The 25,154-nt window shown below is 64.0% G+C and carries 19 protein-coding genes; 9 read left to right on the top strand and 10 right to left on the bottom strand.

All coding sequences use genetic code 11. The features are described from left to right. Window positions 1-158: 158 nt before the first annotated feature. From murJ to NKI10_RS05200, 3 genes are all read right to left on the bottom strand, one after another. A complete protein-coding gene (gene murJ, locus NKI10_RS05210; RefSeq protein WP_023826509.1) occupies window positions 159-1,766 on the bottom strand; it encodes a murein biosynthesis integral membrane protein MurJ in 1,608 nt (535 codons plus the stop codon). A gap of 76 nt (window positions 1,767-1,842) precedes the next feature. Next, window positions 1,843-4,638: a [protein-PII] uridylyltransferase gene (locus NKI10_RS05205; protein ID WP_023698943.1), complete on the bottom strand. Its 2,796-nt coding sequence runs from the start codon at window positions 4,636-4,638 to the stop codon at window positions 1,843-1,845. Between the two features lie 33 nt (window positions 4,639-4,671). Next, the gene (locus NKI10_RS05200; RefSeq protein ID WP_023698944.1) at window positions 4,672-5,514 is read right to left on the bottom strand and encodes a glycosyltransferase family 25 protein; all 843 of its coding nucleotides are present in this window, start codon (window positions 5,512-5,514) and stop codon (window positions 4,672-4,674) included. 176 nt (window positions 5,515-5,690) lie between these two features. Here NKI10_RS05200 and NKI10_RS05195 point away from each other — a divergent pair, with 176 nt between their 5' ends. From NKI10_RS05195 to NKI10_RS05180, 4 genes are all read left to right on the top strand, one after another. Beyond that, entirely contained in the window at window positions 5,691-8,204 is a 2,514-nt protein-coding gene (locus NKI10_RS05195; RefSeq protein WP_023834366.1) for a heavy metal translocating P-type ATPase, read from the top strand. Between the two features lie 43 nt (window positions 8,205-8,247). Further along, window positions 8,248-8,631 (top strand): CopM family metallochaperone, encoded by a 384-nt coding sequence (gene copM, locus NKI10_RS05190; RefSeq protein WP_023698946.1) that lies wholly within the window; start codon window positions 8,248-8,250, stop codon window positions 8,629-8,631. A gap of 92 nt (window positions 8,632-8,723) precedes the next feature. Next, on the top strand, window positions 8,724-9,569 hold the full coding sequence (locus tag NKI10_RS05185; RefSeq protein WP_023698947.1) for an aldo/keto reductase: 846 nt from the start codon (window positions 8,724-8,726) through the stop codon (window positions 9,567-9,569). A gap of 52 nt (window positions 9,570-9,621) precedes the next feature. After that, window positions 9,622-10,380, top strand: a complete 759-nt coding sequence (locus tag NKI10_RS05180; RefSeq protein WP_023698948.1) for an MBL fold metallo-hydrolase — start codon at window positions 9,622-9,624, stop codon at window positions 10,378-10,380. A 4-nt stretch (window positions 10,381-10,384) separates the two neighbouring features. Here the strand turns inward: NKI10_RS05180 and NKI10_RS05175 are convergent, their stop codons facing one another. The 3 genes from NKI10_RS05175 to mutS form a co-directional block, all read right to left on the bottom strand. Then, window positions 10,385-10,939: a TetR/AcrR family transcriptional regulator gene (locus NKI10_RS05175; RefSeq protein ID WP_352858980.1), complete on the bottom strand. Its 555-nt coding sequence runs from the start codon at window positions 10,937-10,939 to the stop codon at window positions 10,385-10,387. Between the two features lie 66 nt (window positions 10,940-11,005). After that, window positions 11,006-11,470 carry a nuclear transport factor 2 family protein gene (locus NKI10_RS05170; RefSeq protein ID WP_023834362.1) on the bottom strand — a complete coding sequence of 155 codons (465 nt, stop codon included), beginning with the start codon at window positions 11,468-11,470 and terminating at the stop codon, window positions 11,006-11,008. A 73-nt stretch (window positions 11,471-11,543) separates the two neighbouring features. After that, window positions 11,544-14,273 carry a DNA mismatch repair protein MutS gene (gene mutS, locus NKI10_RS05165; protein ID WP_352858977.1) on the bottom strand — a complete coding sequence of 910 codons (2,730 nt, stop codon included), beginning with the start codon at window positions 14,271-14,273 and terminating at the stop codon, window positions 11,544-11,546. 165 nt (window positions 14,274-14,438) lie between these two features. On the opposite strand from mutS, the gene NKI10_RS05160 reads away from it, so the two are divergent. The 3 genes from NKI10_RS05160 to NKI10_RS05150 all read left to right on the top strand — a co-directional run bounded on the left by NKI10_RS05160 (window position 14,439) and on the right by NKI10_RS05150 (window position 19,241). Next, window positions 14,439-15,620: a glycosyltransferase family protein gene (locus NKI10_RS05160; protein ID WP_352858975.1), complete on the top strand. Its 1,182-nt coding sequence runs from the start codon at window positions 14,439-14,441 to the stop codon at window positions 15,618-15,620. Between the two features lie 143 nt (window positions 15,621-15,763). Further along, window positions 15,764-18,043, top strand: a complete 2,280-nt coding sequence (locus NKI10_RS05155; RefSeq protein ID WP_352763997.1) for an NADP-dependent malic enzyme — start codon at window positions 15,764-15,766, stop codon at window positions 18,041-18,043. Window positions 18,044-18,167: 124 nt separating this feature from the next. Next, window positions 18,168-19,241, top strand: a complete 1,074-nt coding sequence (locus NKI10_RS05150; protein WP_352858973.1) for a GGDEF domain-containing protein — start codon at window positions 18,168-18,170, stop codon at window positions 19,239-19,241. A gap of 71 nt (window positions 19,242-19,312) precedes the next feature. On the opposite strand, the gene NKI10_RS05145 is transcribed toward NKI10_RS05150, so the two are convergent. Continuing rightward, a complete protein-coding gene (locus tag NKI10_RS05145) occupies window positions 19,313-20,305 on the bottom strand; it encodes an adenosine kinase (protein ID WP_352858971.1) in 993 nt (330 codons plus the stop codon). Window positions 20,306-20,518: 213 nt separating this feature from the next. On the opposite strand from NKI10_RS05145, the gene NKI10_RS05140 reads away from it, so the two are divergent. Together NKI10_RS05140 and NKI10_RS05135 are read left to right on the top strand one after the other, a co-directional pair. Beyond that, a complete protein-coding gene (locus tag NKI10_RS05140) occupies window positions 20,519-21,421 on the top strand; it encodes a DMT family transporter (protein WP_352858969.1) in 903 nt (300 codons plus the stop codon). 198 nt (window positions 21,422-21,619) lie between these two features. Next, window positions 21,620-22,321: a sulfate transporter family protein gene (locus NKI10_RS05135; RefSeq protein WP_023692652.1), complete on the top strand. Its 702-nt coding sequence runs from the start codon at window positions 21,620-21,622 to the stop codon at window positions 22,319-22,321. A gap of 5 nt (window positions 22,322-22,326) precedes the next feature. Here NKI10_RS05135 and NKI10_RS05130 read toward each other — a convergent pair whose 3' ends face one another. The 3 genes from NKI10_RS05130 to NKI10_RS05120 form a co-directional block, all read right to left on the bottom strand. Further along, on the bottom strand, window positions 22,327-23,325 hold the full coding sequence (locus NKI10_RS05130) for a proline racemase family protein (RefSeq protein ID WP_352858967.1): 999 nt from the start codon (window positions 23,323-23,325) through the stop codon (window positions 22,327-22,329). Between the two features lie 12 nt (window positions 23,326-23,337). Beyond that, entirely contained in the window at window positions 23,338-24,141 is an 804-nt protein-coding gene (locus NKI10_RS05125) for an isocitrate lyase/PEP mutase family protein (protein WP_352670767.1), read from the bottom strand. A 76-nt stretch (window positions 24,142-24,217) separates the two neighbouring features. Next, entirely contained in the window at window positions 24,218-25,036 is an 819-nt protein-coding gene (locus NKI10_RS05120; protein ID WP_352858964.1) for a hypothetical protein, read from the bottom strand. Window positions 25,037-25,154 lie beyond the last annotated feature (118 nt).

Raw genomic sequence — 25,154 nt, 5'->3', positions numbered from 1 at the left:
CTTGTGGAGGGCCGTATAAGCGTGATTCCGAAAAGTTGCAGACTTTTCGGAGCCAATCACGCGGCTGGAAACCGCGCCCGGCGAAGTCTTTCGACGGCGCGCTTATGGACGAAGGGGCGGAGAGGATCAAGACCGATGTTGCTGTTAGCTCGTCCGGACTATTCGTCCAGATCGGCCTTTGGCGCTGGCGCCGCTGCCTTGCCCGAGCCGCGTTTCACATTGCGCCGGATCATTCCGAAATCGGCGCCGCCGGTGGCGAAAGCCGTGACGAAGTAGAGCAGCGCCCCGCCGGCTACCAATGAGAGAAGCGTCACGGCCTTGATCACCAGTGGCGAGCCGGGGCCGAGCCTAACGGCCAGCCAGTGCTCGGCGAAATAGAGCGCCACCGCCATCACCGCAGCCGACAGCACCAGGCGCGGAATGCGCTTCAGCAGCGGCGCGTCGCGGCCCCAATGGCCGCGTCGGATCAGCACGGCAAGCAGCATCACAGCGTTGACCCAGCCGGCCACGGCCGAGGCCACCGCAATGCCGGGCGCGCCCATGCTCGGGAACAGCGTCAGTGCCGTGATCACGTTCACGCCGACCGAAATGGCGGCGAACATCATCGGCGTGCGCGTATCCTCGCGGGCGAAATAGCCGGGAGTGAAGGCCTTGATCAGCACGAAGGCCGGCAGGCCGAGGCCGAAAATCGCCAGGATCGCGGCCACGGTCGGCGTCGAGCCGTTGGCGGCGAAGGCGCCGCGCTCATAGACCAGCCGCACGATCGGCTCCGCCATTACCCAAAGGGCCGCCGCCGCCGGTAAGGTCATGAACAGGGTGAACTCGACCGAGCGGTTCTGCAGATTGGCCGCCTCGACCAGATTGCCCGATTTCAGCGCCCGCGACAGCTCCGGCAACAGCACGATGGCCACCGCGACGCCGACGACGCCGAGCGGCAGCTGGTAGATGCGGTCGGCGTAAGCAAGCGAGGACACGGCGCTGTCCTGCGCCGACGCGATCGCCGTGCCGATCAGCTGGTTGATCTGGGTGATGCCGCCGGTGATCGCCGCCGGCAGCGCCAGGATCAGCAGGCGCTTGACGTTGGGCGTCATCTTCGGCCGGCGAAAGCCGATGGCGATGCCGGCATTGCGCACCGCCACCCAGACGATGGCAAGCTGCACCAGCCCCGCCGCCAGCACGCCCCAGGACAGGCTGAAACCGACCTCACGGGCATCCATGCCGTGGTACCAGGCGTAGCCGAGCACGCTGATCAGGATGATGTTGAGGAATGCGGGCGCCACGGCAGCCGCGAAATAGCGGCGCAGCGAATTCAGCATGCCGGCCATCATCGCTGCGAGCGACATGCAGATGAGATACGGGAACATGATCGTCGCCAGCAGGACGGTCGTCTCGAACTTACCCGGCGTGTCGGCAAAGCCCGGCGCCACGAGATAGCGCACGATCAGCGGCATCGCCAATTCCATGACGATGGTCAGCGCCAGAAGTGCGGTGAACAGGACGCCGAACACTTCCTCCGAAAAGCGCTTGGCGCCGTCGGTGCCGTGGGTCTCGATCTCCTTGGCAAACAGCGGCACGAAGGCGGCGTTGAAAGCGCCTTCGGCAAACAGCCGGCGAAACGTGTTTGGAAACTGGAAGGCGGCGTTGAAGGCGTCCGCCACCGGCCCGGTGCCGAGTGCGGCAGCCATCAGCATCTCGCGGCCAAAGCCAAGGGCGCGGCTCATCAGCGTGCCGGACGCAACCGTGGCGAATTTCTTGACGAGGCTCATGCGCGGGGAGATTGCCTGGATGATTGGGACAAAGGGGATGATTGGGACAAAGGGGGTGATTGGGACAAAGTGATGGTCACTCGGCCGCCGCCTTGGCCTTGCCGCCGCGCTCTGGGACAACGCCTTCAAGCGCCGCGATCAGCCTGGCGTGGATGGTGGCGGTGCGTGCCGGGTTGTCGATCTTCTGCCCCGTAAGGTCGGTGACATAGAAAGTGTCGATCACCTTCTCGCCGAAGGTGGTGATGTGAGCCGAGGCGATGTCGAGCGAGAGATCGGACAACGCACTGGTGATTTCCGACAACAGCCCAGGCCGGTCCAGTCCCTCGACCTCGATCACCGAAAACCGGTTCGACAGCGTGTTGCGGATTTCGGCGCGCGGCGGAATCTTGAACACCTTGGCGCCGCGCCGCGGCCGGGTGCGCTTCTCGATCATCTCCGGCAGCCAGCTCTTGCCCGACAGCACGTCCTCGATCAGCCGGCCGACGCGCTCGGCGCGACGGCGCTCATCCTCATCGCGGTCGAATTCCCGTGAGATCAGGATGATGTCCAGCGCGCGGCCGTCGGACGTGGTGAAGATCTGCGCGTCGACGATGTTGCCGCCGGCGCCGGCACAGGCGCCGGCAATAACCGAAAGCAGGCGCGGATGGTCCTGCGCCAGCACGGTGATCTCGGTCACCGCCTCGAATTGGTGGGTCCTGACCACGGTGGCGAGCTTCTTGCCTGCCGCATCGGCTTCGCGAATGAATTCGGCATGGCGCAGCTGATCGGGGAGGTCGACCGTCAGCAGATAGTTCTCGTAATGCAGGCCGACATAGCGCTTGCGGGCCTTGTCCGGCCAATCGGCCAGCGCCTCGGCCAGCCGCTCGCGCGCCGCCGCCGTCCGCTTGGCGCGCGACACTTCCGAGAAGCCGCCGGTCAAAAGCAGTTCGGTCTCGTAGTAGAGCGTGCGCAGGAGCTGGCCCTTCCAGCCGTTCCACACGCCCGGCCCGACACCCCTGATGTCGCAGACGGTCAGGATCAACAGCATTTTCAGCCGCTCGACCGATTGCACGATCGAGGCGAAATCCTCGATCGTCTTGCGATCGTTGAGGTCGCGCGTCTGCGCCGTCATCGACATCACGAGATGGTTCTCGACCAGCCAGGCGACTGTCTCGGTGTCGGCCGCCGACAGCCCCATATGCGGGCAGATGCGGCGCGCGATCCGGGCGCCGGCCTCTGAGTGATCCTCCGGCCGGCCCTTGGCGATGTCGTGCAGCAGCACCGCGACATAGAGCGCCTCGCGGCTCTTCTCTAGCCCCGGCATCAGCGTGTGCGAGAGCGGATGCACCTTTTCGCCGTCGCCGCGCTCGATCTCGGCCAAGACGCCGATGCAGCGGATCAGGTGCTCGTCCACCGTATAGTGGTGGTACATCGAGAACTGCATCATGGCGACTATTCTGCCGAAATCGGGGATCAGCCTGCCGAGCAGGCCGGCCTCGTTCATGCGCCGCAAATTAAGCTCGGCATTGCGGTCCGAGGTCAGGATGTCGAGGAACAGCCGGTTGGCCTCCTCGTCGCGCCGCAGCGACTTGTTGACCAGACCGAGCGAGCGGGTGAGCAGCTTCAGCGCATCGGGATGGAACTCCAGCCCGTGCTTGTCGGCGAACCAGAACAGCCTGAGCAGATTGACCGGGTCGCGCTCGAACACGCTGTCGTCGGCGACGTTGATGCGGTGATTGTCGACAATGAAGTCCGACGTGCCTGCCAGCTTGCGCTTGCGGCGCTGGAAGGTGAGGAAGATGCGGTTGAAGCCGGGCACATGCTTGGCCTGCTCTTCCTCGAGCGCGGCGCAGAAGATGCGGGTGAGGTCGCCGACATCCTTGGCGACGAGGAAGTAATGCTTCATGAAGCGCTCGACCGCCGACAGACCGGGATGGGTGGTGTAGCCCAGCCGTTCGGCGATCTCGCGCTGGATATCGAAATGCAGCCGTTCCTCTGGCTTGCCGGTGAGGAAATGCATGTGGCAGCGCACCGCCCACAGGAAATCCTCGGCCTTGAGGAATTCCCGGTATTCGGCCTCGGTGAACACAGCCTTGTCGACCAGTTCCTCGCCTGTGCGCACGCGATAGAAGTATTTGGCGATCCAGAACAGCGTCTGCAAATCGCGCAGGCCTCCCTTGCCGTCCTTGACGTTGGGCTCGACCAGATAGCGGCTTTCGCCGGCCTTGGCATGGCGATCGTCGCGTTCGGCGAGCTTGGCCTGCACATATTCCGGTCCGGTGGTGCGCACCACTTCATGGTCGAAGCGAGCGAGCAATTCGTCGAAGAGCTTCTGTTCGCCCCACAGGAACCGCGCTTCCAGGATCGTGGTGCGGATGGTGATATCGCTGCGCGACAGCCTGAGACACTCGTCGATGTTGCGGGTGGCGTGGCCAACCTTCAACCCGAGGTCCCACAGCATATAGAGCATATATTCGACGATCTGTTCGCCCCACGGCGTCTGCTTGTAGGGCAGCAGGAACAACAGGTCGATGTCGGAGCCCGGCGCCAGCGTGCCGCGGCCATAGCCGCCGACGGCAACGACCGCCATGCGCTCTGCGGTCGAGGGGCTTTTCACCCGGTAGACGTGGGTCGCGGCGAACTCGTAGAGGGCGCGGATGATCTCGTCCATCAGATGCGACAGCCGGGCGGCGCATGCCGTGCCGCTGCCATCGTCCATCAGCATGCGCTCGGCAACCTTGCGGCCCTCGGTCAGCCGATCCTTCAGCAGCCGGAGCGCGCCGACGCGCGCGCCGGGCTCGGCGCCGCTGGCCGCCGAGATCAGCGCCGTCATGTCGCGGCGCAAAGCCTCGCTGTCGATCAGCGCGTCGAGCTTGAGGGAGATTTTTGCCATGGATTGCCGGTGGGCCTCGCCTTTGCGCGGCGTCTATAGCGCGTTTTCACGGCGCTGTGTATGGGGCGGACGGACGCGTCGGCCGCGATACCAGAAAGGGATGATCATCTCGCGCCGGAGCCGGAAGAGATCGGCGATCTGCCGCGTCAACCGCCTGGCCTCGATCCTTACCTTGGCGGTGATTGGCTTCTGGCGCTGTTTGCCTATCCCGCTTGCCACCCATTCCTCTGTTCGCTCCTGCTTCAGCAGGCTTGGCAATCTCACCGGACTGTCGCCGAGGAATTGTGCCTGCAGGCACAATGCCGGGACGAGTTGGTAAATGACCTTGTCGGACGAGGTCGCAAAACGCGGATTGAAGATGAGGTGATCGACGGGAATGCTGATCTCCTTCGTTGCCGCAAGAAGGTCCTGCGCGGCCTGTCTGGACAGGATGTATCCCGCCGTACCGATATGGAGCCCGTGCAGTCTGCTCGCAGAAAAACCGTGGCCGCAGGCGACTTGCTTGCGTGAAATTACGGTCCGGTTGAAGAACGTTTCCAACTTGACGATGTCCGCATCGGCGGGAATCCAGCCCGCATCGGCAAGCAAAGCACCGGCTTTGTCCGGGAAAACGACATCGTCCTCGAAAATCGCCGCGTAAGCATCCTCACCTGTCGCGATCATCGACCAACACTGTTGGTGGCTGAGCAGGCAGGCAATCTCGGCGTCGGCCAGGCGCAAATGCTTCTTGCCCTGCGGCATTTCGGCCAGATCCGGCCGATCTCGCGCATCGATGGCGGCGACCCGCTCGAAGGCGATGCCGATGCGCGCGAACTCCGCCGTTACATGGGCGAGGCGATCGCGGGACCGATCGAGATTGATAATCAGGCATTTCATTTGGGTGGGATCGATGCAGTGGGACGCGCGTCCATAGCATGGGAACAAAGTTGCGTAAGCGATTTTCCCTCGATGTGCGCGATGACGGCCACGATCGAAAAGTGGAAATCGCCCCTTGACCTTCCAGTTACTGGAAGCACTACCTCCTCACCCAGACAGATATAAGGCACTTTTCGATGGCGCATTCCGAGCATCACCACCACGCGCACGCGGCCGATGGCAACTGCTGTACGGCAAAGGCTGCTGAGCCGGCCGCCGAAGCAGTGGTGCGCGATCCGGTCTGCGGCATGAGCGTCGATCCGGCAGCCGGTAAGCCGACGGCCGAGCATGGCGGCCGTCTCTTTCACTTCTGCAGCGAGGGTTGCCGTACGAAATTCGTCGCCGGGCCCGAAAAATACCTGACCGCCACCGACCCCGTCTGTGGCATGAGTGTCGACCGCGCTACCGCCAGGCATTTTTTCCGCCACGAAGGCCAGGGTTTCTATTTCTGCTCGGCCGGCTGCCGGGCGAAGTTCGAGGCCGAGCCGCAAAACTATCTCGGCGACAGGCCGACGCCGTCGCCAGTGCGGAAAGGCACGCAATACACCTGCCCGATGCATCCCGAAGTGATAAGAGACAAGCCCGGCTCCTGCCCGATCTGCGGCATGGCGCTTGAGCCGATGGGCGTTCCCACTGGCGATGAGGGCCCGAACCCCGAACTGGTAGACTTCACCAGACGGTTCTGGGTCAGCGCGGTGCTGTCCCTGCCGCTGCTGATCGTTGCCATGGCGCCGATGCTCGGCCTGACGTTCCAGGCGTTTGTCGACGGGCGAACGATGGTCTGGCTGGAATTGGCGCTGGCCAGCCCCGTCGTGCTGTGGGCGGCCTTCCCGTTCTTCCACCGAGGCTGGGAGTCGCTGGTCAACCGCAGCCCCAATATGTGGACGCTGATTTCGCTCGGTGTCGGCGCTGCCTATCTCTACAGCGTGGCGGCCACTCTGTTCCCGGACATTTTTCCACACCAGTTCCGCGGTCATGGCGGCACAGTGCCGGTCTATTTCGAGGCAGCCGCCGTCATCGTCGCGCTGGTATTCCTCGGTCAGGTGCTCGAATTGCGGGCGCGCGAAAAGACCGGCTCGGCCATCCGTGCGCTGCTCGACCTGGCGCCGAAGACGGCACGGCTGATCGGGGAGGACGGCTCCGACACCGACGTGCCGCTCGTTGCGGTCAAGACCGGCGACCACCTGCGCCTCCGTCCGGGCGACGCCGTGCCGGTCGACGGCACTGTAACGGAAGGCCGTTCCTCCATCGACGAATCGATGATCTCGGGCGAGCCGCTGCCGGTCGAAAAAACGAAAGGCGATGCCTTGACCGGCGGCACGCTCAACAAGAACGGTTCGCTGATCATGCGCGCCGAAAAGGTCGGCTCCGAAACGACGCTTTCGCGCATCGTCGAGCTGGTCGCAAAGGCGCAGCGTTCGCGCGCGCCGATTCAAGGTTTAGCCGATCGCGTCTCCTTCTACTTCGTGCCGGCCGTCGTGCTGGTCGCGCTCGCGGCCTTTGCCGCCTGGGCGATCTTCGGTCCCGAACCCAGCTTGATCTTTGCCATCGTCTCGGCGGTCTCGGTGCTGATCATCGCCTGCCCCTGCGCGCTCGGCCTGGCGACGCCGATGTCGATCATGACCGCCACCGGGCGCGGGGCGCACGCGGGCGTGCTGATCAAGGACGCGGCCGCGCTCGAGCGCTTCGCTTCGGTCGACACGTTGATCGTCGACAAGACCGGCACCTTGACCGAAGGCAAGCCTCGCTTGACCGATGTCGTCGCTGCCGACGGCCTGTCCGAGAATGAGTTGCTGGCGCTCGCCGCCGGGCTGGAAAAAGGCTCGGAGCATCCGCTGGCCGAGGCCATTGTCGGCGGCGCCGGCGAACGCGGGCTGACGCTCATCGAGGCCAGCGGCTTCGACGCCGTCACCGGCAAGGGCGTATCCGGCACGGTGTCTGGCAGGAAGGTTTCTCTCGGCAACGCCGCCATGATGGCCGACGTGGGCATGGACACCGCTTCCCTTTCGGCGAAAGCTGAGGCGCTGCAGGCCGAGGGCAAGACGGCGATGTTCGTTGCGGTGGACAAAAGACTGGCCGGCATTGTCGCGGTCGCCGATCCGGTCAAGGCAACGACAGCCGAGGCGATCAGGGCGCTGCACGACAGAGGGTTGCGGATCATCATGGCGACCGGCGACAATGAGCGCACGGCGCGCGCCATCGCCAAAAGCCTTGGTATCGACGAGGTGCGCGCCGGCCTGCTGCCGGAACAAAAGGCAGCCCTTGTCGAGGAGTTGCGTGCGAAAGGTGCCGGCGTCGCCATGGCCGGCGACGGCGTCAACGATGCGCCGGCCCTGGCCAGCGCCGATGTCGGCATCGCCATGGGCACCGGCGCCGATGTCGCTGTCGAGAGCGCCGGCATTACGCTGGTCAAGGGCGATCTCAACGGCATCGTCAGGGCGCGAACGCTCGCCCAGGGGACGATCCGCAACATCCGCCAGAATCTGTTTTTCGCCTTCCTCTACAATGTGCTTGGCGTGCCGGTTGCTGCCGGCGTGCTCTATCCGCTCACCGGCACGCTTTTGTCGCCGATGCTGGCGGCGGCGGCCATGAGCCTGTCTTCGGTTTCGGTCGTCGCCAACGCATTGCGGCTGCGGACGTTGAAACTCTGAGCAAAGCCCCCAGATACGAATTTCAATCAACAGGAGATCACGGATGACCTTGGCTAAGAAAATCGTGCTTTTGATGATGGCGGCGGGAATGCTGCTTGCCGTTTTCCTCGAAAGCGTCCCGGCGCAATCCGAAGAGATGAAACACGACATGGGCGCTATGGGCGCGCGAGGTCCTTCGACCGACGGCTACAAGGCGGCGATGGACAAGATGCACACCGACATGATGATCGAATATTCCGGCAATGCCGATGTCGATTTCGTGCGCGGCATGATCCCGCATCATCGGGGCGCGATCGACATGGCCAAGGTGGAACTCGCCAATGGCAAGGATCCCGAAATCCGCAAGCTGGCCGAAGATGTCATCGCCGCGCAGGAAGCCGAGATCGCCAAGATGCAGGCCTGGCTCGCCGCCCATCCGGCGAAGTAAGGCAGCAACGGCCATGCCGGAGAGATCCATTCTGGATTTCTCTCCGTGGTTGTGATGCCATTCACATCGATTACACGGCGCCAGGAGCCCACATGCCATCGACGATAAGAGCCACCACGCTGCCTTCGGGCGAGGCCGTCCAGGTGCTGGGACAGGGCACATGGAAGATGGGCGAGGATTCCCGCCGCCGCGCCGGGGAGGTCAATGCCCTGAAGCTCGGGCTGGACCTCGGCATGACGTTGATCGACACCGCTGAAATGTATGCCAGCGGCGGCGCCGAGGAGGTGGTGGCGGAAGCCATTGCCGGGCGCCGCGACGAACTCTTTCTTGTCTCCAAGGTATTGCCGTCCAATGCCTCGCGCGCCGGCGTGGCGCGGGCCTGCGAAAACAGCTTGAAGCGCCTGCGCACCGACCGCATCGATCTCTATCTCCTGCATTGGCCGGGCAGTGTGCCTCTAGGCGAAACGGTCGACGCTTTCGAGGCGTTGAAGAAGGCCGGCAAGATCCGTCACTGGGGCGTCAGCAATTTCGACACCGACGAAATGGAGGAGCTGACCGGCCTGTCGTCTGGAGATCATGTCCAGACCAACCAGGTACTCTACAATCTGTCGCGGCGCGGCCCCGAATTCGATCTCGCACCGTGGAGCCGGCAGCGCGGCATCCCGCTGATGGCCTATTCGCCGGTCGAGCAGGGCGCGCTGGCGCGTAATCCCCGGCTGGAAACCGTTGCCGCCCGCCACAACGCAACGCCGGCACAGATCGCCTTGGCCTGGGTGATGGCGCAGCCCGGTGTCATCGCCATCCCGAAGGCGAGTAGCCAGGAGCATGTCCGCCAGAATTTTGCCGCGCTCGACATCGAGCTGACGGCCGAAGACCTCGCCGAACTCGACCGCGCCTTTCCACCGCCGACGCGCAAGCGCGGGCTGGAGATGATCTAGATTGGAACGGGTTTCGACCGGGTATCATCATACGGCGTATAGAGTCGGAGCCATGACGGTCACGTCGCTGCGCGACGGTTACGTCGACATGCCAATCAGGCGGCTGCGCCAGCCCGGAGACCGGACATTCGGTGACAACCTGCCCTCGCATGTACCGCTCGTCGACGGTGCGCTCAGGCTGTCGGTCAACGCCTTCGCCATCGATGACGGCGACGACATCACGCTGATCGACACAGGGGCTTCGAACGCCTGGCACCCGACAATGGGGCACCTGCCCGAGGCGCTGCGCGAGGCGAAGATCGCCACCGACCGGATTCGGACTGTTGCTTTCACCCACACCCATCTCGACCATATACACGGGCTCATCCTTGCCGATGGTGGCGACGGCTTCCCGCAGCTCTCTCGCCTGCTTGTCCCGCGCGCTGAGCTCGGCATGTTTCGCGACGTGGCGAGGCTGGAACGCTTCCACGATCGCGCCCAGCCTCTCGATGCTGGACAGCGCGTCAGCGCTGACATCGATACGATCGGCTCCGCTGGCCATGAAGCCGGCCACACTTGCTTTCGCGTTGTGAGCGCAGGCGAAACACTGTTGATCTGGGGCGACATCGTACATGTGCCGTCGCTTCAATTCGATCGACCCGAGATCACGTGGGAATTCGACGCAGACCAGCAGCAGGCGAGGGCAAGCCGGTTGCAAATGCTGGCGCTTGCGGCCAACAACGACTGCTACGTCGCCGGCGCGCATCTTGATTCGCCCGGCGTCGGCCGGGTTTTTCGAACCGAGACGGCTTTCCGCTTCGAGCCCTTGTAGCACTCTAGCCGAGCGCCGCCCGCGCCCGTCGCAACGCGCGCGAAAACACTGCGGTGTCGTCGAAGGCGCGTGCCAGCGTGAGCGCGCCCTGGATGGCGCCGACCGCTTCTTCGGCGAGTTCGTCCGCCCTGTCAGCGCTGTGCCCGCTTCGGGTCAGCGCTTCGGCAAGATGCGCCACCCAGCGGCCGAAATAGCTTTTGATCGCAATGGCGAAGAGGTCGCGGGATTCCTCCAGCGCGAAGGCGCCGATGAGGCACACCCGGCGTCCCGAGCGGAAATAGCTGTCGGCCGCTTCGAACATCCGATCGATGCCCGTGCGAGGGTAGGCCCTGTCCTGCAACGGCACGAAGACATTCTCCTCGAACCAGCCATCTATATGGGCAATGACAGCCGCCGCCATCTCTTCCTTGCCGCCGGGGAAGAAGTGGTAAAGGCTGCCTTTGCCTAGGCCGGTCGCCGCACCGATCCGCGCCAGGCTCGCCCCTTCATAGCCGTGTTCGCGGAAAACCTCGCCGATGATGGAGAGCAAATCGGCGCGATCGGGCGCGATCCTGCGCATGCGCTAGTTTTTCCGCTTGAGCATGATCTTTGCCGAAAACCGCGACACAGTTCTAGGGATCACACTCTAAAGTCCGAGTTCGGTCAGGCCGGGATGGTCGTCAGGCCGGCGGCCGAGCGGCCAGTGATATTTGCGCTCACCCTCAGCGATCGGCAGGTCGTTGATGCTGGCGACGCGCCTACGCATCAGTCCATCCGCGTCAAATTCCCAATTCTCATTGCCGTAGGAGCGGAACCAGTGGCCACTGTTGTCGCGCCATTCATAGGCAAAGCGCACCGCGATGCGGTTGTCGTTCCAGGTCCAGACCTCCTTGATCAGCCGGTAGTCCAGCTCGCGCGCCCATTTGCGCGTGAGGAAGGAGACGATCTCATTTCTGCCCGAGACGAACTCGGCGCGGTTGCGCCAGGTGCTGTCTTGCGTATAGGCGAGCGAAACCCGTTCGGGATCGCGGCTGTTCCAGGCGTCTTCGGCCATGCGCGCCTTCTGCGCGGCGGTCTCGGCGGTGAAGGGCGGCAGCGGCGGACGGCTCATGTCACTCTCCCATCGGCAAAGGCGATGGCGAGCATTGTACCAAACGGTACAATTGGTCAAGGCTGAAATCGGACTAGGTTTTCCCCGCCAGCCCCTTCAGCCGGTAGAGCGCTTCCAGCGCCTCGCGCGGCGTCATCTCGTCTGGATTGATCTCACCCAGCGCTGCGCCCAATGCGTCGCTCTTCGCAGGCTTTGCCGCTTCCCGCTTCATTGCCACCGAAAACAGCGGCAGATCGTCGACCAGCCGGTTGGCCTTGCCGGAGACATCGCCTTCCTCGAGCTGATGCAGCACCTCTTTGGCCCGGCCGACCACCGCTTCCGGCAGACCGGCAAGGCGAGCGACCTGAACGCCATAGGAGCGATCGGCGGCACCCTTGCCGACCTCGTGCAGGAAGACCACGTCGCCTTCCCACTCCTTAACCCGCATCGTGACATTGTGCAGTCGCGGCAGCTTGCCGGAGAGTGCCGTCATTTCGTGGAAATGAGTGGCGAAGATCGCCCGGCAGCGGTTCTTCTCGTGCAGATACTCGACTGCCGCCCAGGCGATCGACAGGCCATCGAACGTGGCGGTGCCGCGACCGATCTCGTCCAGGATCACCAGCGCCCGTTCGCCGGCCTGGTTGAGGATCGCCGCCGTCTCTACCATCTCGACCATGAAGGTCGAACGGCCGCGCGCCAGATCGTCCGAGGCGCCGACCCGCGAGAACAGCCGGTCGACAACGCCGATATGGGCCGACGTCGCCGGCACGAAGGAACCGGTTTGGGCGAGGATGGCGATCAGTGCGTTTTGCCGCAGGAAGGTCGACTTACCGCCCATATTCGGACCGGTGAGCAGCCAGATCGCGCCGGCCTTGGCCCCGTCTTGCGGCGACAGATCGCAATCATTGGCGACGAACGGCCCTTCGCCCGAGCGCCGCAGCGCCTGTTCCACCACCGGATGGCGTCCGCCCGAGATATCGAAGGCGAGGCTGGAATCGACCAGCGGCCGACACCAGGCTTCACTCTCCGACAACAGCGCGAGCGCCGCCGACACGTCAAGTACGGCAAGCGCATCGGCGCCGGCGCGAATTTTTTGCGCCTCGGCGACCGCCTCTGTCGTCAGCGTGTCGAAAGCGGCAAGCTCGATGCTCAGCGCCCGGTCGGCGGCATTGGCGATTTTGGTCTCGAGTTCGGCAAGTTCGGTCGTGGTGAAACGCATGGCGTTGGCCATGGTCTGGCGGTGGATGAAGCGCGCCTTGGCGCCGTCGCTTCCGGTCATGATTGAATGGTGGTTGGCCGTCACCTCGATGTAATAGCCCAGCACATTGTTGTGGCGGATTTTCAGCGAGCGGATGCCGGTCTCCTCGATCAGCGAGCGCTCCAGTCCGGCGATCACCTTGCGCGATTCGTCGCGCAGCGCCCGCATTTCGTCGAGCTCGGCATGGTAGCCGCCGCGCACGAAGCCGCCGTCGCGCCTGAGCAGCGGCAGTTCCTCGCCAAGAGCCTGGGCCAGATGCTTGGCCAGCGCACGCGGCAGCGCCTTTACCGCGGCAAGTGCTTCCGTCAATTCATGGGGCAGCGCTGTTGCGGCGAAGATTTCGGCAATGGCGCCCGCCGCTTCAAAGCCGGCACGCAGCGCGCCGAGGTCGCGCGGGCCGCCGCGGTTGAGCGCCAACCGCGACAGCGCTCGCGGCATGTCGGCGACGCTCTTCAGGCTTGACCGCACCGCCTGGCAGAGCCGCGTCTCGGCGCGGAAGAACGATACCGAATCAAGCCGGGCGGCAATCGCCGCCGGATCGGTCAGCGGCGCCATCAGCCGGTCGGCGAGCAGCCTGGCGCCGCCGCCGGTGACCGTGCGGTCTATAGCCTTGAACAGCGAGCCGTCGCGGCTGCCCGACAGCGTGCGCAACAGTTCCAGATTGCCGCGTGTCGCAGGATCGATGAACAGCGTCGAGCCCTGCTCCTCGCGTTCGGGACGCGACAGAGGCGGCCGCTCGGCCTTCTGCGTCTTTTCGACGTAGGCGATGGCGCCCGAGATCGCCGACAATTCGGCGCGCGAGAAGGCACCGAAACTGTCAGGCGTCGCCACTTCGAAGAAGCGCGCGATCCGCCCCGCTGCCGAAGCCGAATCGAAAAGCGACGGCGGCTGCGGGCTGGCGACGCGGCCGATGACGTCGAACACCGGCTTCAGCTCGGGATCGTAAAACACCGGCTCGGCGACGATCAGCTCGCGCGGGTCGACGCGGAAGACATCGGCCAGCAGGCGGTCGGCCGTGGTTTCGGCGACGCGGAAGACGCCGGTCGAGATCTCGATCCAGGCCATGGCGAAGGCGTCACCGCTGTTGCCGCCCTTCACCCGCCCTAGCGCCATCAGGAAGCTCGATTCCGACGGCGCCAGCAATTTATCCTCGGTGATGGTGCCTGGCGTCACCAGCCGCACCACGTCACGGCGTACGACCGATTTGCCGCCGCGCTTCCTGGCTTCCGCCGGGTCCTCGATCTGCTCGCAGACGGCAACGCGAAAACCTTGGCCGATCAGCTTTTGCAGATAGTCGTCGGCCGCATGCACCGGCACGCCGCACATCGGAATGTCGTTACCCTGGTGCTTGCCGCGCTTGGTCAGGACGATGCCCAGCGCCTTGCTCGCCTTTTCGGCGTCGTCGAAGAACAGCTCGTAGAAATCGCCCATGCGGTAGAACAGCAGCGAATCCGGGTTCGCCGCCTTGATCTCGATAAACTGCTCCATCATCGGCGTGACGCTGCCGACGGGCGCAGGCGGTGTCACCTCTGGGGCGTCGGTTTCTGCTGAAGTGTGCATGTTCATGCCCGCACGCTAGCAGATGTGGGTGCGGGGTTTAATGCCGGCGGCTCGAAAAGCAGGGGACGACCGGCCTCGACGGCGGCTTGTGCTCCCTCTACGCCGGGTGAAGCCGTTGGTTGCTTCGGGCGACAACCAGACCCTATGATCGCCCTGGCGGGGATAGGCGGCATGGATCAGGACAAGCAGGAAGGGTTCGAGGAACTGGTCGGTCCGGCTGGATCGACCGCCACGCGCCTGTTGCTTTTGGCGGCGCGGCGCGTGCATCGGACCAAAAGCAAGCTGCGCGGGTCGGTGCGCAAACGCGTTCCCTTCCTCCTGCCGACACGGGGACCGCTGTCCGATCTCGATGGCGGCATCGAGATGTCGCTGCATGTACTCAGCCGCGACCCGCTGGTGCTCTATGTCCCGATCGGCGGAGCCCGTCCGCTCTATCCGCTGGCGGCCCTTGGCCGGCGCCTGGCGGGACGGCGCGTCACCTTCCTGACGATGCAGACCTGGACCATGGAGCGGCCGGCTGTCATCGCCCGGATGGGCCGCGATCTCGCCTGGTATGCCGGCCGGTTTCCGCTGCACGAAATCATCTTCCTGTGCAACACCGAGGAAGAGCGCCGTCTCATCGCAGCTGCGGGCGGCAATGCCATCTTCTCCAACCACAATCTGATGGTGTCGGAGGATATATTCCGGCCGCTGCCGGACGTGCCGGTCGAATTCGACGCGGTCTACAATGGCCGCATCTCGCCGATCAAACGCCATCACCTGGCCTTCGACATAGAGCGGCTGGCCCACATCACCTATTCGATCGGCGAATTGCCGCCGGTTGCCGCCCGCGCCTTTGTCCGGCGACTGCAGGCGCAATCGCTGCTGCACCAGATCGCCAATCCGCTCGTCGACGGCTGGCCGGGCAAGCTGACGGCGCAACAGGTCAACCACGTCTACAACCAGGCCGCCGTCGGGCTGTGCCTGTCGGCCGTGGAAGGAGCGATGTACTCCTCGATGGAATATCTGATGGCCGGCCTGCCGATCGTCAGTACGCCGAGCCTTGGCGGTCGCGACGTCTATTTCGATCCGGATTATTGCATCGTCGCCGATCCGGAACCGGCTGCCATTCGCCGCGCCGTCGAGACGCTGCGAGATCGTGCCATACCGCGTCAGCACATCCGCCGCCGCACGCTGGAGAAGGTTCACGCCCAGCGCATCGAACTCATGGCGTTCCTGACTGCATTGCTGCGGCGCAAGGGAAGCCGTGCGCCACCCATCGAGACTTGGCCTTTCCCCGGCACAGACGGCATGATGCGTCGGGGAACGGTGCGCGAAATCGCTGCCTTCGTCAGCGAGCCAGAGCCGACGTGACGCCGTTCGACCTCGGGAGATTTCGCTGCGGGCGTGAAGATTGCTTGGCGGTTTACAGCGGTGGCGTGTAGCCTTGATTCAGAAGTTTCAAAAACACACACCCGTCTCAAGGGTGCGGCACCGGCGAGGAAATCAAAAGCATCATGGCCAAGAAAACCGAAAACAGCGGCCCCTCCGTCAGCGCCGAGGAGGCGCTGGAATTCCACGCCATGGGCCGCCCCGGCAAGCTGGAGATCGTCGCCACCAAGCCGATGGCGACGCAGCGCGATCTGAGCCTCGCCTATTCGCCGGGTGTCGCGGTTCCTGTGCTGGCCATTGCCGAAGACCCCAGCCGCGCTTTCGACTACACGACGCGCGGCAACATGGTCGCCGTTATATCCAACGGCACCGCCATTCTCGGCCTCGGCAATCTCGGCGCGCTGGCCTCCAAGCCGGTTATGGAAGGCAAGGCGGTGCTGTTCAAGCGTTTCGCCGATGTCGACTCCATCGACCTCGAAGTCGACACCGAGGATGCCGACGAGTTCATCAATTGCGTGCGCTTTCTTGGGCCGTCTTTCGGCGGCATCAACCTGGAAGACATCAAGGCGCCGGAATGCTTCATCATCGAGCAGCGCCTGCGTGAATTGATGGACATCCCGGTCTTCCATGACGACCAGCACGGCACCGCCATCATCTCGGCCGCCGGGCTGATCAACGCGCTGGAGATCACCGGCCGCGACATGAAGACCACGAAAATGGTCTGCAACGGCGCCGGCGCCGCCGGTATCGCCTGCATCGAACTGATGAAGGCGATGGGCTTTGCCCCCGAGAACATCATCCTGTGCGACACCAAGGGCGTCGTCTACCAGGGCCGCACCGAAGGCATGAACCAGTGGAAGTCGGCGCATGCGGTCAAGACCGACACGCGCAGCCTGGCCGAGGCGCTGGACGGCGCCGACGTCTTCCTCGGCCTGTCGGCCAAGGGCGCATTGACCACCAAGATGGTGCAGTCGATGGCCAAGAACCCGATCATCTTCGCCATGGCCAATCCCGACCCGGAGATCACGCCGGAGGAAGTGGCCGAAATCCGCACCGACGCCATCATGGCCACCGGGCGTTCCGACTACCCCAACCAGGTCAACAATGTGCTGGGCTTCCCCTACATCTTCCGCGGTGCGCTGGATGTCAGGGCCACCACCATCAATGACCACATGAAGATCGCCGCAGCGAGAGCGCTGGCCGACCTGGCGCGCAAGGACGTGCCCGACGATGTCGCCGCCGCCTATCAGGGCAACCGGCCGAAATTCGGCCCGAACTACATCATCCCGGTGCCGTTCGATCCGCGCCTGATCTCGGCCATCCCGCTCGCCGTGGCCAAAGCGGCGATGGAGTCAGGCGTCGCCCGCAAGCCTATCCTCGACCTCGACCGCTACGCGCAGGAGCTGTCGGCCCGCCGCGACCCGATCGCCTCGACCTTGCAGCGCATCTACGATCGCGTCCGCCGCCAGCCCAAGCGCATCGTCTTTGCCGAGGGCGAGGAAGAACAGGTGATGCGCGCCGCCGTCTCCTATGTGAACCAGAAGCTCGGCACCGCGATCCTGCTCGGCCGCGACGATGTCATCAAGGAAAACGCCAGGCACGCCGGCATCGACCTCAACAAGCAAGGCATCGAGATCATCAATGCCAGGCTGTCGCGCCGCAACGGCATCTATACCGATTATCTCTACGAGCGCATGCAGCGCAAAGGCTTCCTGTTCCGCGACTGCCAGCGGCTGATCAACAACGACCGCAACCATTTCGCCGCCTGCATGGTGGCGCTGGGCGATGCCGACGGCATCGTCACCGGCGTCACCCGCAACTATTCCACGGCGCTTGACGATATCCGCCGCGTCATCGACGCCAAGCCCGGACACCGCGTCATCGGCGTCTCCATCGTGCTCGCGCGGGGCAAAACAGTCCTCGTCGCCGATACCGCCGTGCACGACATGCCCAATGCCGAGCAGATCGCCGACATCGCCGAAGAGGCGGCGGGATTTGCCCGCCGCATGGGCTACGAGCCGAGGCTCGCCATGCTTGCCTATTCGACCTTCGGCCACCCGCAGGGCGAACGCTCCGAGCGGGTGCAGGAAGCGGTGCGCATCCTCGACAAGCGCCGCGTCGATTTCGAATATGACGGCGAGATGGCCGCCGACGTCGCGCTCAATGCCCGCGCCATGGCGCAATATCCGTTCATCCGGCTGACCGGCCCTGCCAATGTGCTGATCATGCCGGCGTTCCACTCGGCCTCTATCTCGACCAAGATGCTGCAGGAACTCGGCGGTTCCACCGTCATCGGCCCGCTGCTGGTCGGCTTGAACAAACCGGTCCAGATCGTCTCGCTCAACGCCAAGGATTCGGACATCGTCAACATGGCTGCGATCGCGGCCTATAGCGCGGGAGCCTGATTGGCGGCAAAATCGCCAACCCATAAGAGATTGATAATATTCGGCTGCTATAGGGAACGTTCTCGCCCCCTATGGCCTTATGGCATTGGCGGCGCGCTCAGACCGCCAAAACGGGGGTGCGGCCATGAAGCATGACACGGCATCTGTGGTCGGCCAGGGGGTCTATCACGACGAGCGCCTGGATGCGCTGCTGAGCATCACCGGCCGCATGGACGGTTATCTCTACCGTTGCCGCAACGATGCGTCCTACACCATGCTCTACATCAGCGACGGCATTTTCACCGTCAGCGGTTATCGGCCGAGCGACTTCATTCAAAATGCCGTGCGCGACTATGTCTCGGCCATCCACCGGGATGATCTCGCTGCCGTCTATGCCGCCGTCGATACCGCGCTCGAGGCGCGTTGCAACTGGAACGTCGACTACCGCATCGTGCCGCAGGTCGGCGAGCCGCTCTGGGTCCGCGAGATCGGCGGCGGCGTCTGGGACGAGACCGGCGAACTGGAATTCCTGGAAGGTTTCGTCGTCGACATCAGCGACCGCAAGGTCGTCGAGGATCTCAACGCCGAGCTGCTGCTCGAACTCAAGGCCGCCAATGAGGAACTCTCCGTACAAAAGCGCGAGATCGAGCTGGCCAAGCAGCAGAGCGATCATTCGGCCAACCACGATGCATTGACCGGCCTGCCCAACCGGCGCGCCTTTCACAACGAGCTGAGGTCGGTGATCGACCGCTGCGACAGCACCGGCCAGGCGGCCGGCCTGCTGTTCATCGACCTCGATAGGTTCAAGAAGGTCAACGACACGCTCGGCCACGAGGCCGGCGACGCGCTGCTGCATGAGGTGGCGGGTCAGCTTCGCACCGTCCTGCGCAGCGCTGATTTCGTGGCGCGGCTCGGTGGAGACGAGTTCGCATTCCTGTTTTCAGGAGAGGCTAGCCGGGCCCGACAGAAGGCCGTGGGCGTCGCCGAACGTATCCTGGAAAAGCTGCGGATCAAGGTGCCGACGCCGAATGGTGCCATCCATGTTGGTTGCACCGTTGGCGTCGCCATCTACCCGGCGGAAGCGTCCGATTCGGAGGCGCTGATAACGCTCGCCGACCGACTGATGTACATCGGCAAAAAGAGCGGCCGCAACCGGCTGGTCACCGCCGGGGCTTTGGAACCCGGGCCTACGTCCCACGACCTTCGCCGCACCGCCTGAGCGGAGCGCCGGACAGCCTCAACCGGCGGGCACCCCTCATCTGGCTCGGCGCTGCGCGCCGAAAGACGGCCCTACAGCAACCCCGCCAATTGGGCCGCGCTGCGCAGGTTCTGCCGCGGCCGTGGCCCGAGCTGCTGGATCACCAGCCCGGCTGCGAGTGAGCCGAGATCGCCGCAATCCTGCAGGCTGCGCCCCGAGGTGTAGCCGTAGAGGAAACCGGCGGCGTAGAGGTCGCCGGCGCCGGTGGTGTCGACCAGTTCGCGGATCGTCGTCGCCTGGATGGTGACGGTCTCCTCGCCACGCACGATCACCGAGCCTTTTTCGGAGCGGGTGACAGCGGCAATCTTGCAGTCCTTGCGGATAGCCGCCAGCGCCTCGTCGAAGGATTTTGTCTGGTAGAGCGACTTGATCTCGTGGCTGTTGGCAAAGACGATGTCGACAGTGCCCGAGCGCATCAGCTCGAGGAACTCGTCCCGGTAGCGGTCGACGCAGAACGAATCCGACAAAGTCATCGACACTTCGCGTCCGGCCTCGTGTGCGAGCTTCGCCGTCTGCCGGATCGCCTCCTTGGCGCGCGGCGGATCCCACAGATAGCCCTCGAAATAGGTCACCTTGGCGCCTGACGCCTTGTCGGCCTCGACGTCTTCCGGCCCGAGTTCGATGCAGGCGCCGAGATAGGTGTTCATCGAACGCTCGCCATCGGGGGTGACGAAGATCATCGATCTCGCCGTCGGCGGCTGGCCCTCAAGCGGCCTGGTGTCGAAGGCAACGCCCTGGGCATGGATGTCATGCGCGTAGATTTCGCCGAGCGGATCGTTCGACACCTTGCCGAAGAACGCGGCGCGGCCGCCGAAGCTGGCGATGCCGGCGGCGGTATTGCCGGCGCTGCCGCCGGAGGCCTCGATCGCCGGCCCCATGCGGCTGTAGAGCAGCTCGGCGCGCTTGGTGTCGATGAGGTTCATCGCACCCTTGATGATGCCGTTGGTCTCGAGAAAAGCGTCGTCGCACTGGGCGATGATGTCGACAATGGCATTGCCGATGCAAAGCACGTCAAAATCCGGCATCAATGTCTCCGCCTTGGAACCTGCCGGCTTTCTGCCGCGCCCGGGCGGGTCTACAGCATCACCCCGAAAAATGGCAACCGATTTCCACCCTTTGCCGGCCCAAGCCGGCGCGCGCCTGGGACGAGGCTCCATCACAGTTCGACCGTGGCCGAAGCATCTGACCGCCGGGTCGCCTACAAGCTTGGCCTCAAATCAAGCGCTGGAAGCACCCGCATGCAAGCAAAGACCGACATGACCACCGAACTGGCGCTGCTTGGCGTGCTGGCCGCCCTGTGGGGCGCGTCCTATACCTTCATCAAGATCGGTGTCGAGACGATCCCGCCGATATCCTTCATCGCTGCCCGCACCTTGATTGCCGGCGCCATCCTGCTCGCGCTGATCCGCTGGCGCGGCCTCGCCATGCCCAAGGACAGCGCGACCTTGTGGCGGTTCATGGTCCAGGCCTGCCTCAACAGCGTCGTGCCGTTCACGCTGATCGCCGCCGCCGAGCGTTCCATCGATGCCGGCCTCGCCACCATTCTGAACGCGACCTCGCCGATCTTCACCTTTCTGCTGACCGCGCTGATCACCCGCCACGAATCCGTGACCGCACGCAAGCTGTTCGGCGTCGGTGCCGGCATCGCAGGTATTTGCCTGATCGTCGGCACCCAGGCGCTTGGCGGGCTCGGCCACCAATTGTGGGCGCAGCTTGCCGCCGTTGCCGCCACGGTCTGCTATGCCGGCGCCGCCATTTTCGGCCGCGGCTTTAGGGGACTCGACCCGATGCTGCCGGCCGCCGGCTCGATGCTGTGCGGCGCCGTCATCCTCGTCCCCTTGAGCCTGGCCTTCGACCGCCCGTGGACGCTGTCGCCTTCAATGGCGTCGATACTGGCCTTGTTGGCACTGTCGGTGTTCTCCACGGCGCTGGCCTTCTGCATCTTTTTTCGCCTCATCCACACGCTTGGTTCGGTCGGCACGACGTCGCAGGCCTATCTGCGCGTGCCGATCGGCGTCGGCATCGGCGTCGTGTTCCTCGGCGAAAGCCTCGGGCCGACGGCGCTCTGGGGCATGGGCTGCGTCGTCGCCGGCGTTGCGGCGATGACCATCCCAGCCCGCTCCCGGGCGCTGGCGCGCTAGATCATGATGAGATTTGGTTGAAATCTCATCATGATCTAAGCCTTTGTTGGAGCATGATCTTTTCCAAAAACCGGTACCCACTTTTTGGGATCATGCTCTAGTTCCCGTCCGGAATTGCGCCCGCTCCGGCAGGCTTGCGGCTGACAGGGTCTCCGCCTATGTCGGAGATATCCGTTTGTTCCTGGGGGTGGAAACGCCGTGATCTCGAACGCTGCCCGCGCCGCCTTCAGCCGGCTGTTTTCTCCCGAATTCCGCGCGGTTTTCCTGAAGACGCTGGGCTTGACCGTCCTGGCGCTGGTCGCCTTGTGGTTCGTCTTGACCGGGCTTGTCGATTGGCTGGCGCTGCCATGGGTTCACTCCTTGTTGCCCGGCCTGCCGTCCTGGGCCGGATGGCTGGGCGGCATTATCGCGGCCATCGCTCTTGCCTTCGGGATGGCGCTGCTGATCGCGCCGGTGACGGCAATCGTGGCGGGCCTGTTTCTCGACGACATCGCCGAAGTGGTCGAGCGCACCGACTATCCGGCCGATCCCGTCGGACGCGCCATGCCGGCGCTGCGCTCGCTCGTGTTGTCGGTGAAATTCTTCGGCGTCGTCATCCTGGGCAACATCGTCGCCTTGCTCCTTCTGTTGGTTCCAGGCGTCAACATCGCCGCCTTCTTCATCGTCAACGGCTATCTGCTCGGACGTGAATTCTTCGAATTCGCCGCCATGCGCTTCCGCCCGGAAGATGAGGCGAGGGCGTTGCGCCGGAAATATGCCGGCACCGTCTTTCTGGCCGGGCTGCTCATCGCTGCCTTCCTCGCCGTGCCCCTGCTCAACCTGCTGACGCCGCTCTTTGCCGCCGCCATGATGGTGCATCTGCACAAGGCGGTCGGCGCGCGGGAGAGCGCCGGGCGATAGGCCTATCAACGCAGAAGAAAACCGCGTCCCAATTCGTCATCCGGCTCGACGGTGAATTCCGCCCGGCCCGAATAGTAGGCGCGGCCGCCGACGCGGGCGATGATCGCATCATGCGGGCCGGCCATGGTCGTGCGCGCCACCGCTCCGGAAAAGCGCGAGCCGGCGATGCTTTCGAAGGACCGCTCCTGACCAGGGTTGATCTCACCCTTGGCATGCATTGCCGCCAGCCGCGCGGTGACGCCGGAGCCGGTCGGCGAGCGGTCGACCTCGGCATCGGCAAAGACGCAGATGTTTTTTGTTGCCTCGCCGGAGAATGCATCGTGTCCATCGGTGAGGATGGTGCCGTAGAGGAAAGCGAGATCGGCATGGTCGGGATGCGATAGAGGGAACGCCGCCTTCAGCCGCTCGGTCAGGGCGGTTGCCGCGTCGACGAAATCGCGCACCCGGCTGCGGCCGAACTCCAGGCCGAATTGATGGCAGTCGGCCAGCGCGTAGAAGGCGCCGCCATAGGCGATGTCGAACGCAATCTTGCCGTATCCCCCCAATTCGATTTGTTGGTCATGGGCAAACAGAAAGGCCGGCACGCTTTCGAACGACACCGATCCCGCTTTGCCGTCCTTGACCTCCACCGAAGCGACGACCATGCCGCACGGCGCCTCGATGTTGATGGTGGTGATTGGCTCCTGCTTGACCACCAGCCCTTCGTCGACGGCGTAGCGGCCAAGCGCAATGATGGCGTGGCCGCACATCGTCGAATAGCCCTCGTTGTGCATGAACAGCACGGCCAGCTCGGCGCCGGGCAGGTCGGGCTCCACCAGCAGCGCGCCATACATGTCGTAGTGGCCGCGCGGCTCGAAGATCAGCAGCTTGCGCAAATGGTCGAGGTGGTCGCGCACATAGGCACGCTTTTCCAGGATCGTGCCTTTGGGAATGTCTGGATAGCCGTCCGTGACGATCCTGACCGGCTCACCGCCGGTGTGCATGTCGACGACGGTGAGCGCCATGCGCCGGGACCCCTACCCTGAGGATTTGGAAAACAGCGCCTGCAATTTGCCGAATGGCATGGCGGCCCGGGTGAAGCCGAACGTGCCGTCCTGCTGGATCTCGCGCGCTGCGGTTTCCAGCATGCCGAAGGCGAAATTGGTCAGCCACGGACCGAGCGAGATGCGCTTGACCCCGGCCATGGCAAGGTCGGCGATGGTGAAGGCCGGGAGTGCCATGACATTGACCGGCCTGCTCACCGCCGAGCAGACTTTCTGGATGGTCTCGACATCTTTGAGGCCGGGCGCATAGAGCACATCGGCGCCGGCCTTTTCGAAGGCCTGCAGCCGCTTAATCGTGTCGTCGAGATCCGGTTTGCCCCAAAGGAAATTCTCGGCCCGTGCGGTGAAGACGAAATCATGCTTGAGCGCCCGTGCGGCTTCAGCAGCAGCTGCAACGCGCTCGACGGCGTGTGAAAACTCATAGATGGGCTTGTCGGGATCGCCGGTATGGTCCTCGATCGAGCAGCCGGCGAGACCTGCCGCTTCGGCCGCAAAAACCGTCTCGGCGGCACTCGTCGCGCTGTCGCCCTTGCCTTTCTCGAGATCGGCCGACACCGGCAGGCTGGTTGCCGCCGTCAGCTCGCGGCAATGGTGGATCATCGCCTCGAAGGTCACTGCGCCATCGGGCAGGCCGCGCGAGAAGGCAAAACCGGCGCTGGTCGTCGCCAGCGCCTTGAAGCCGAAGGAGGCCAGGAGCTTGGTCGTGCCGACATCCCAGGGGTTGGGCATGACGAAGGTCGAGGCGTGCAGGTCGCGAAAGATCTTGCCCTTGTCCATGAGTGCTCCCTTCAGATGCGGAATATCGGCAGATTCTATCGTGCAGAAATGCACCGGGCAAACGAATGCGGTTGGCTCAGAAGCGTTTGGCGTTCTCTCCTGCCAATCTGTCCAGCGCGTCGGAATCCTTGACGTAGTGCAACGTCTTCTTGTCCCAATGATAGGCAACGGAAATTGCGTGGGCTTCAGGCTTGGGCGGCTGGCCTTCGCAGCTCTCGCCGTTGAGCACCGTGGCGTCGGTCACCGTCACTTTGACTGCGGCATAAGGCTGCCCGTCAGCGATCGTCTGGAAAGCAACGTCCTGCTTGCGGCTGTAGGCGCACAGGTTCTCATCGAAGGTGAAGATCATGTCGATCAATTGTAATTTGTCGTCGCGCACCATGATCAGCGGCGTGATCGCGTAGTTTTGGCTTGAATTGAAATGCGCGCTCATGGTGATCACGATGTCATCGTTCGGCCCAACGGAAAGCTTGCCCGGTTCACGGAAATAGGTGCCGCGGTCGAGCGCGACATTGACGGCGTCGAGCAGCTTCGGCTTGTCTGTGATGTCGTAGAGCGCCAGCACGGCATAGCCTTCGGCGCTGTCGGGAGAGTCGCCGAGGTCGTAGAGCATCGCCAGCCGGTCCTTGCCCCCGGCCTTGATGGCGAGCACGCCGGCGTTGGAGAGGCCCGATGTCTCAGGCGGCGAACCGCCGCCATCCCGTCCCTCGATGTGGCGCATCTCGATCGGCAATCCACCCCGGTAGAAACCGTTGCTGTCACCTGCGAGGCCGGGAATGACCATCCTTGCGAGGTCCAGATAGGTCACATCCATGTGGCCGGGGATGGCGCTGCCGAATTCCGGGAAGCTGACGGCTTGCGCGCCGGCTGCGGTCCAAAGCCACGGCAGCAGCACAAGCGCTAGAGCAATTTCAGGAAAAGTGTGTGCGGTTTTCCGGCCGGAAATTGCAACAAAACAAGAAGATAGAGCGGTTCGCCGTTTCCATGAAACGGTGAAACGCTTTAGGATGGAG

This window comes from Mesorhizobium sp. M0802 (assembly GCF_040320115.1).
Classification (GTDB): Bacteria; Pseudomonadota; Alphaproteobacteria; order Rhizobiales; family Rhizobiaceae; genus Mesorhizobium.
This window is presented reverse-complemented; position numbering and strand designations above follow the sequence as displayed.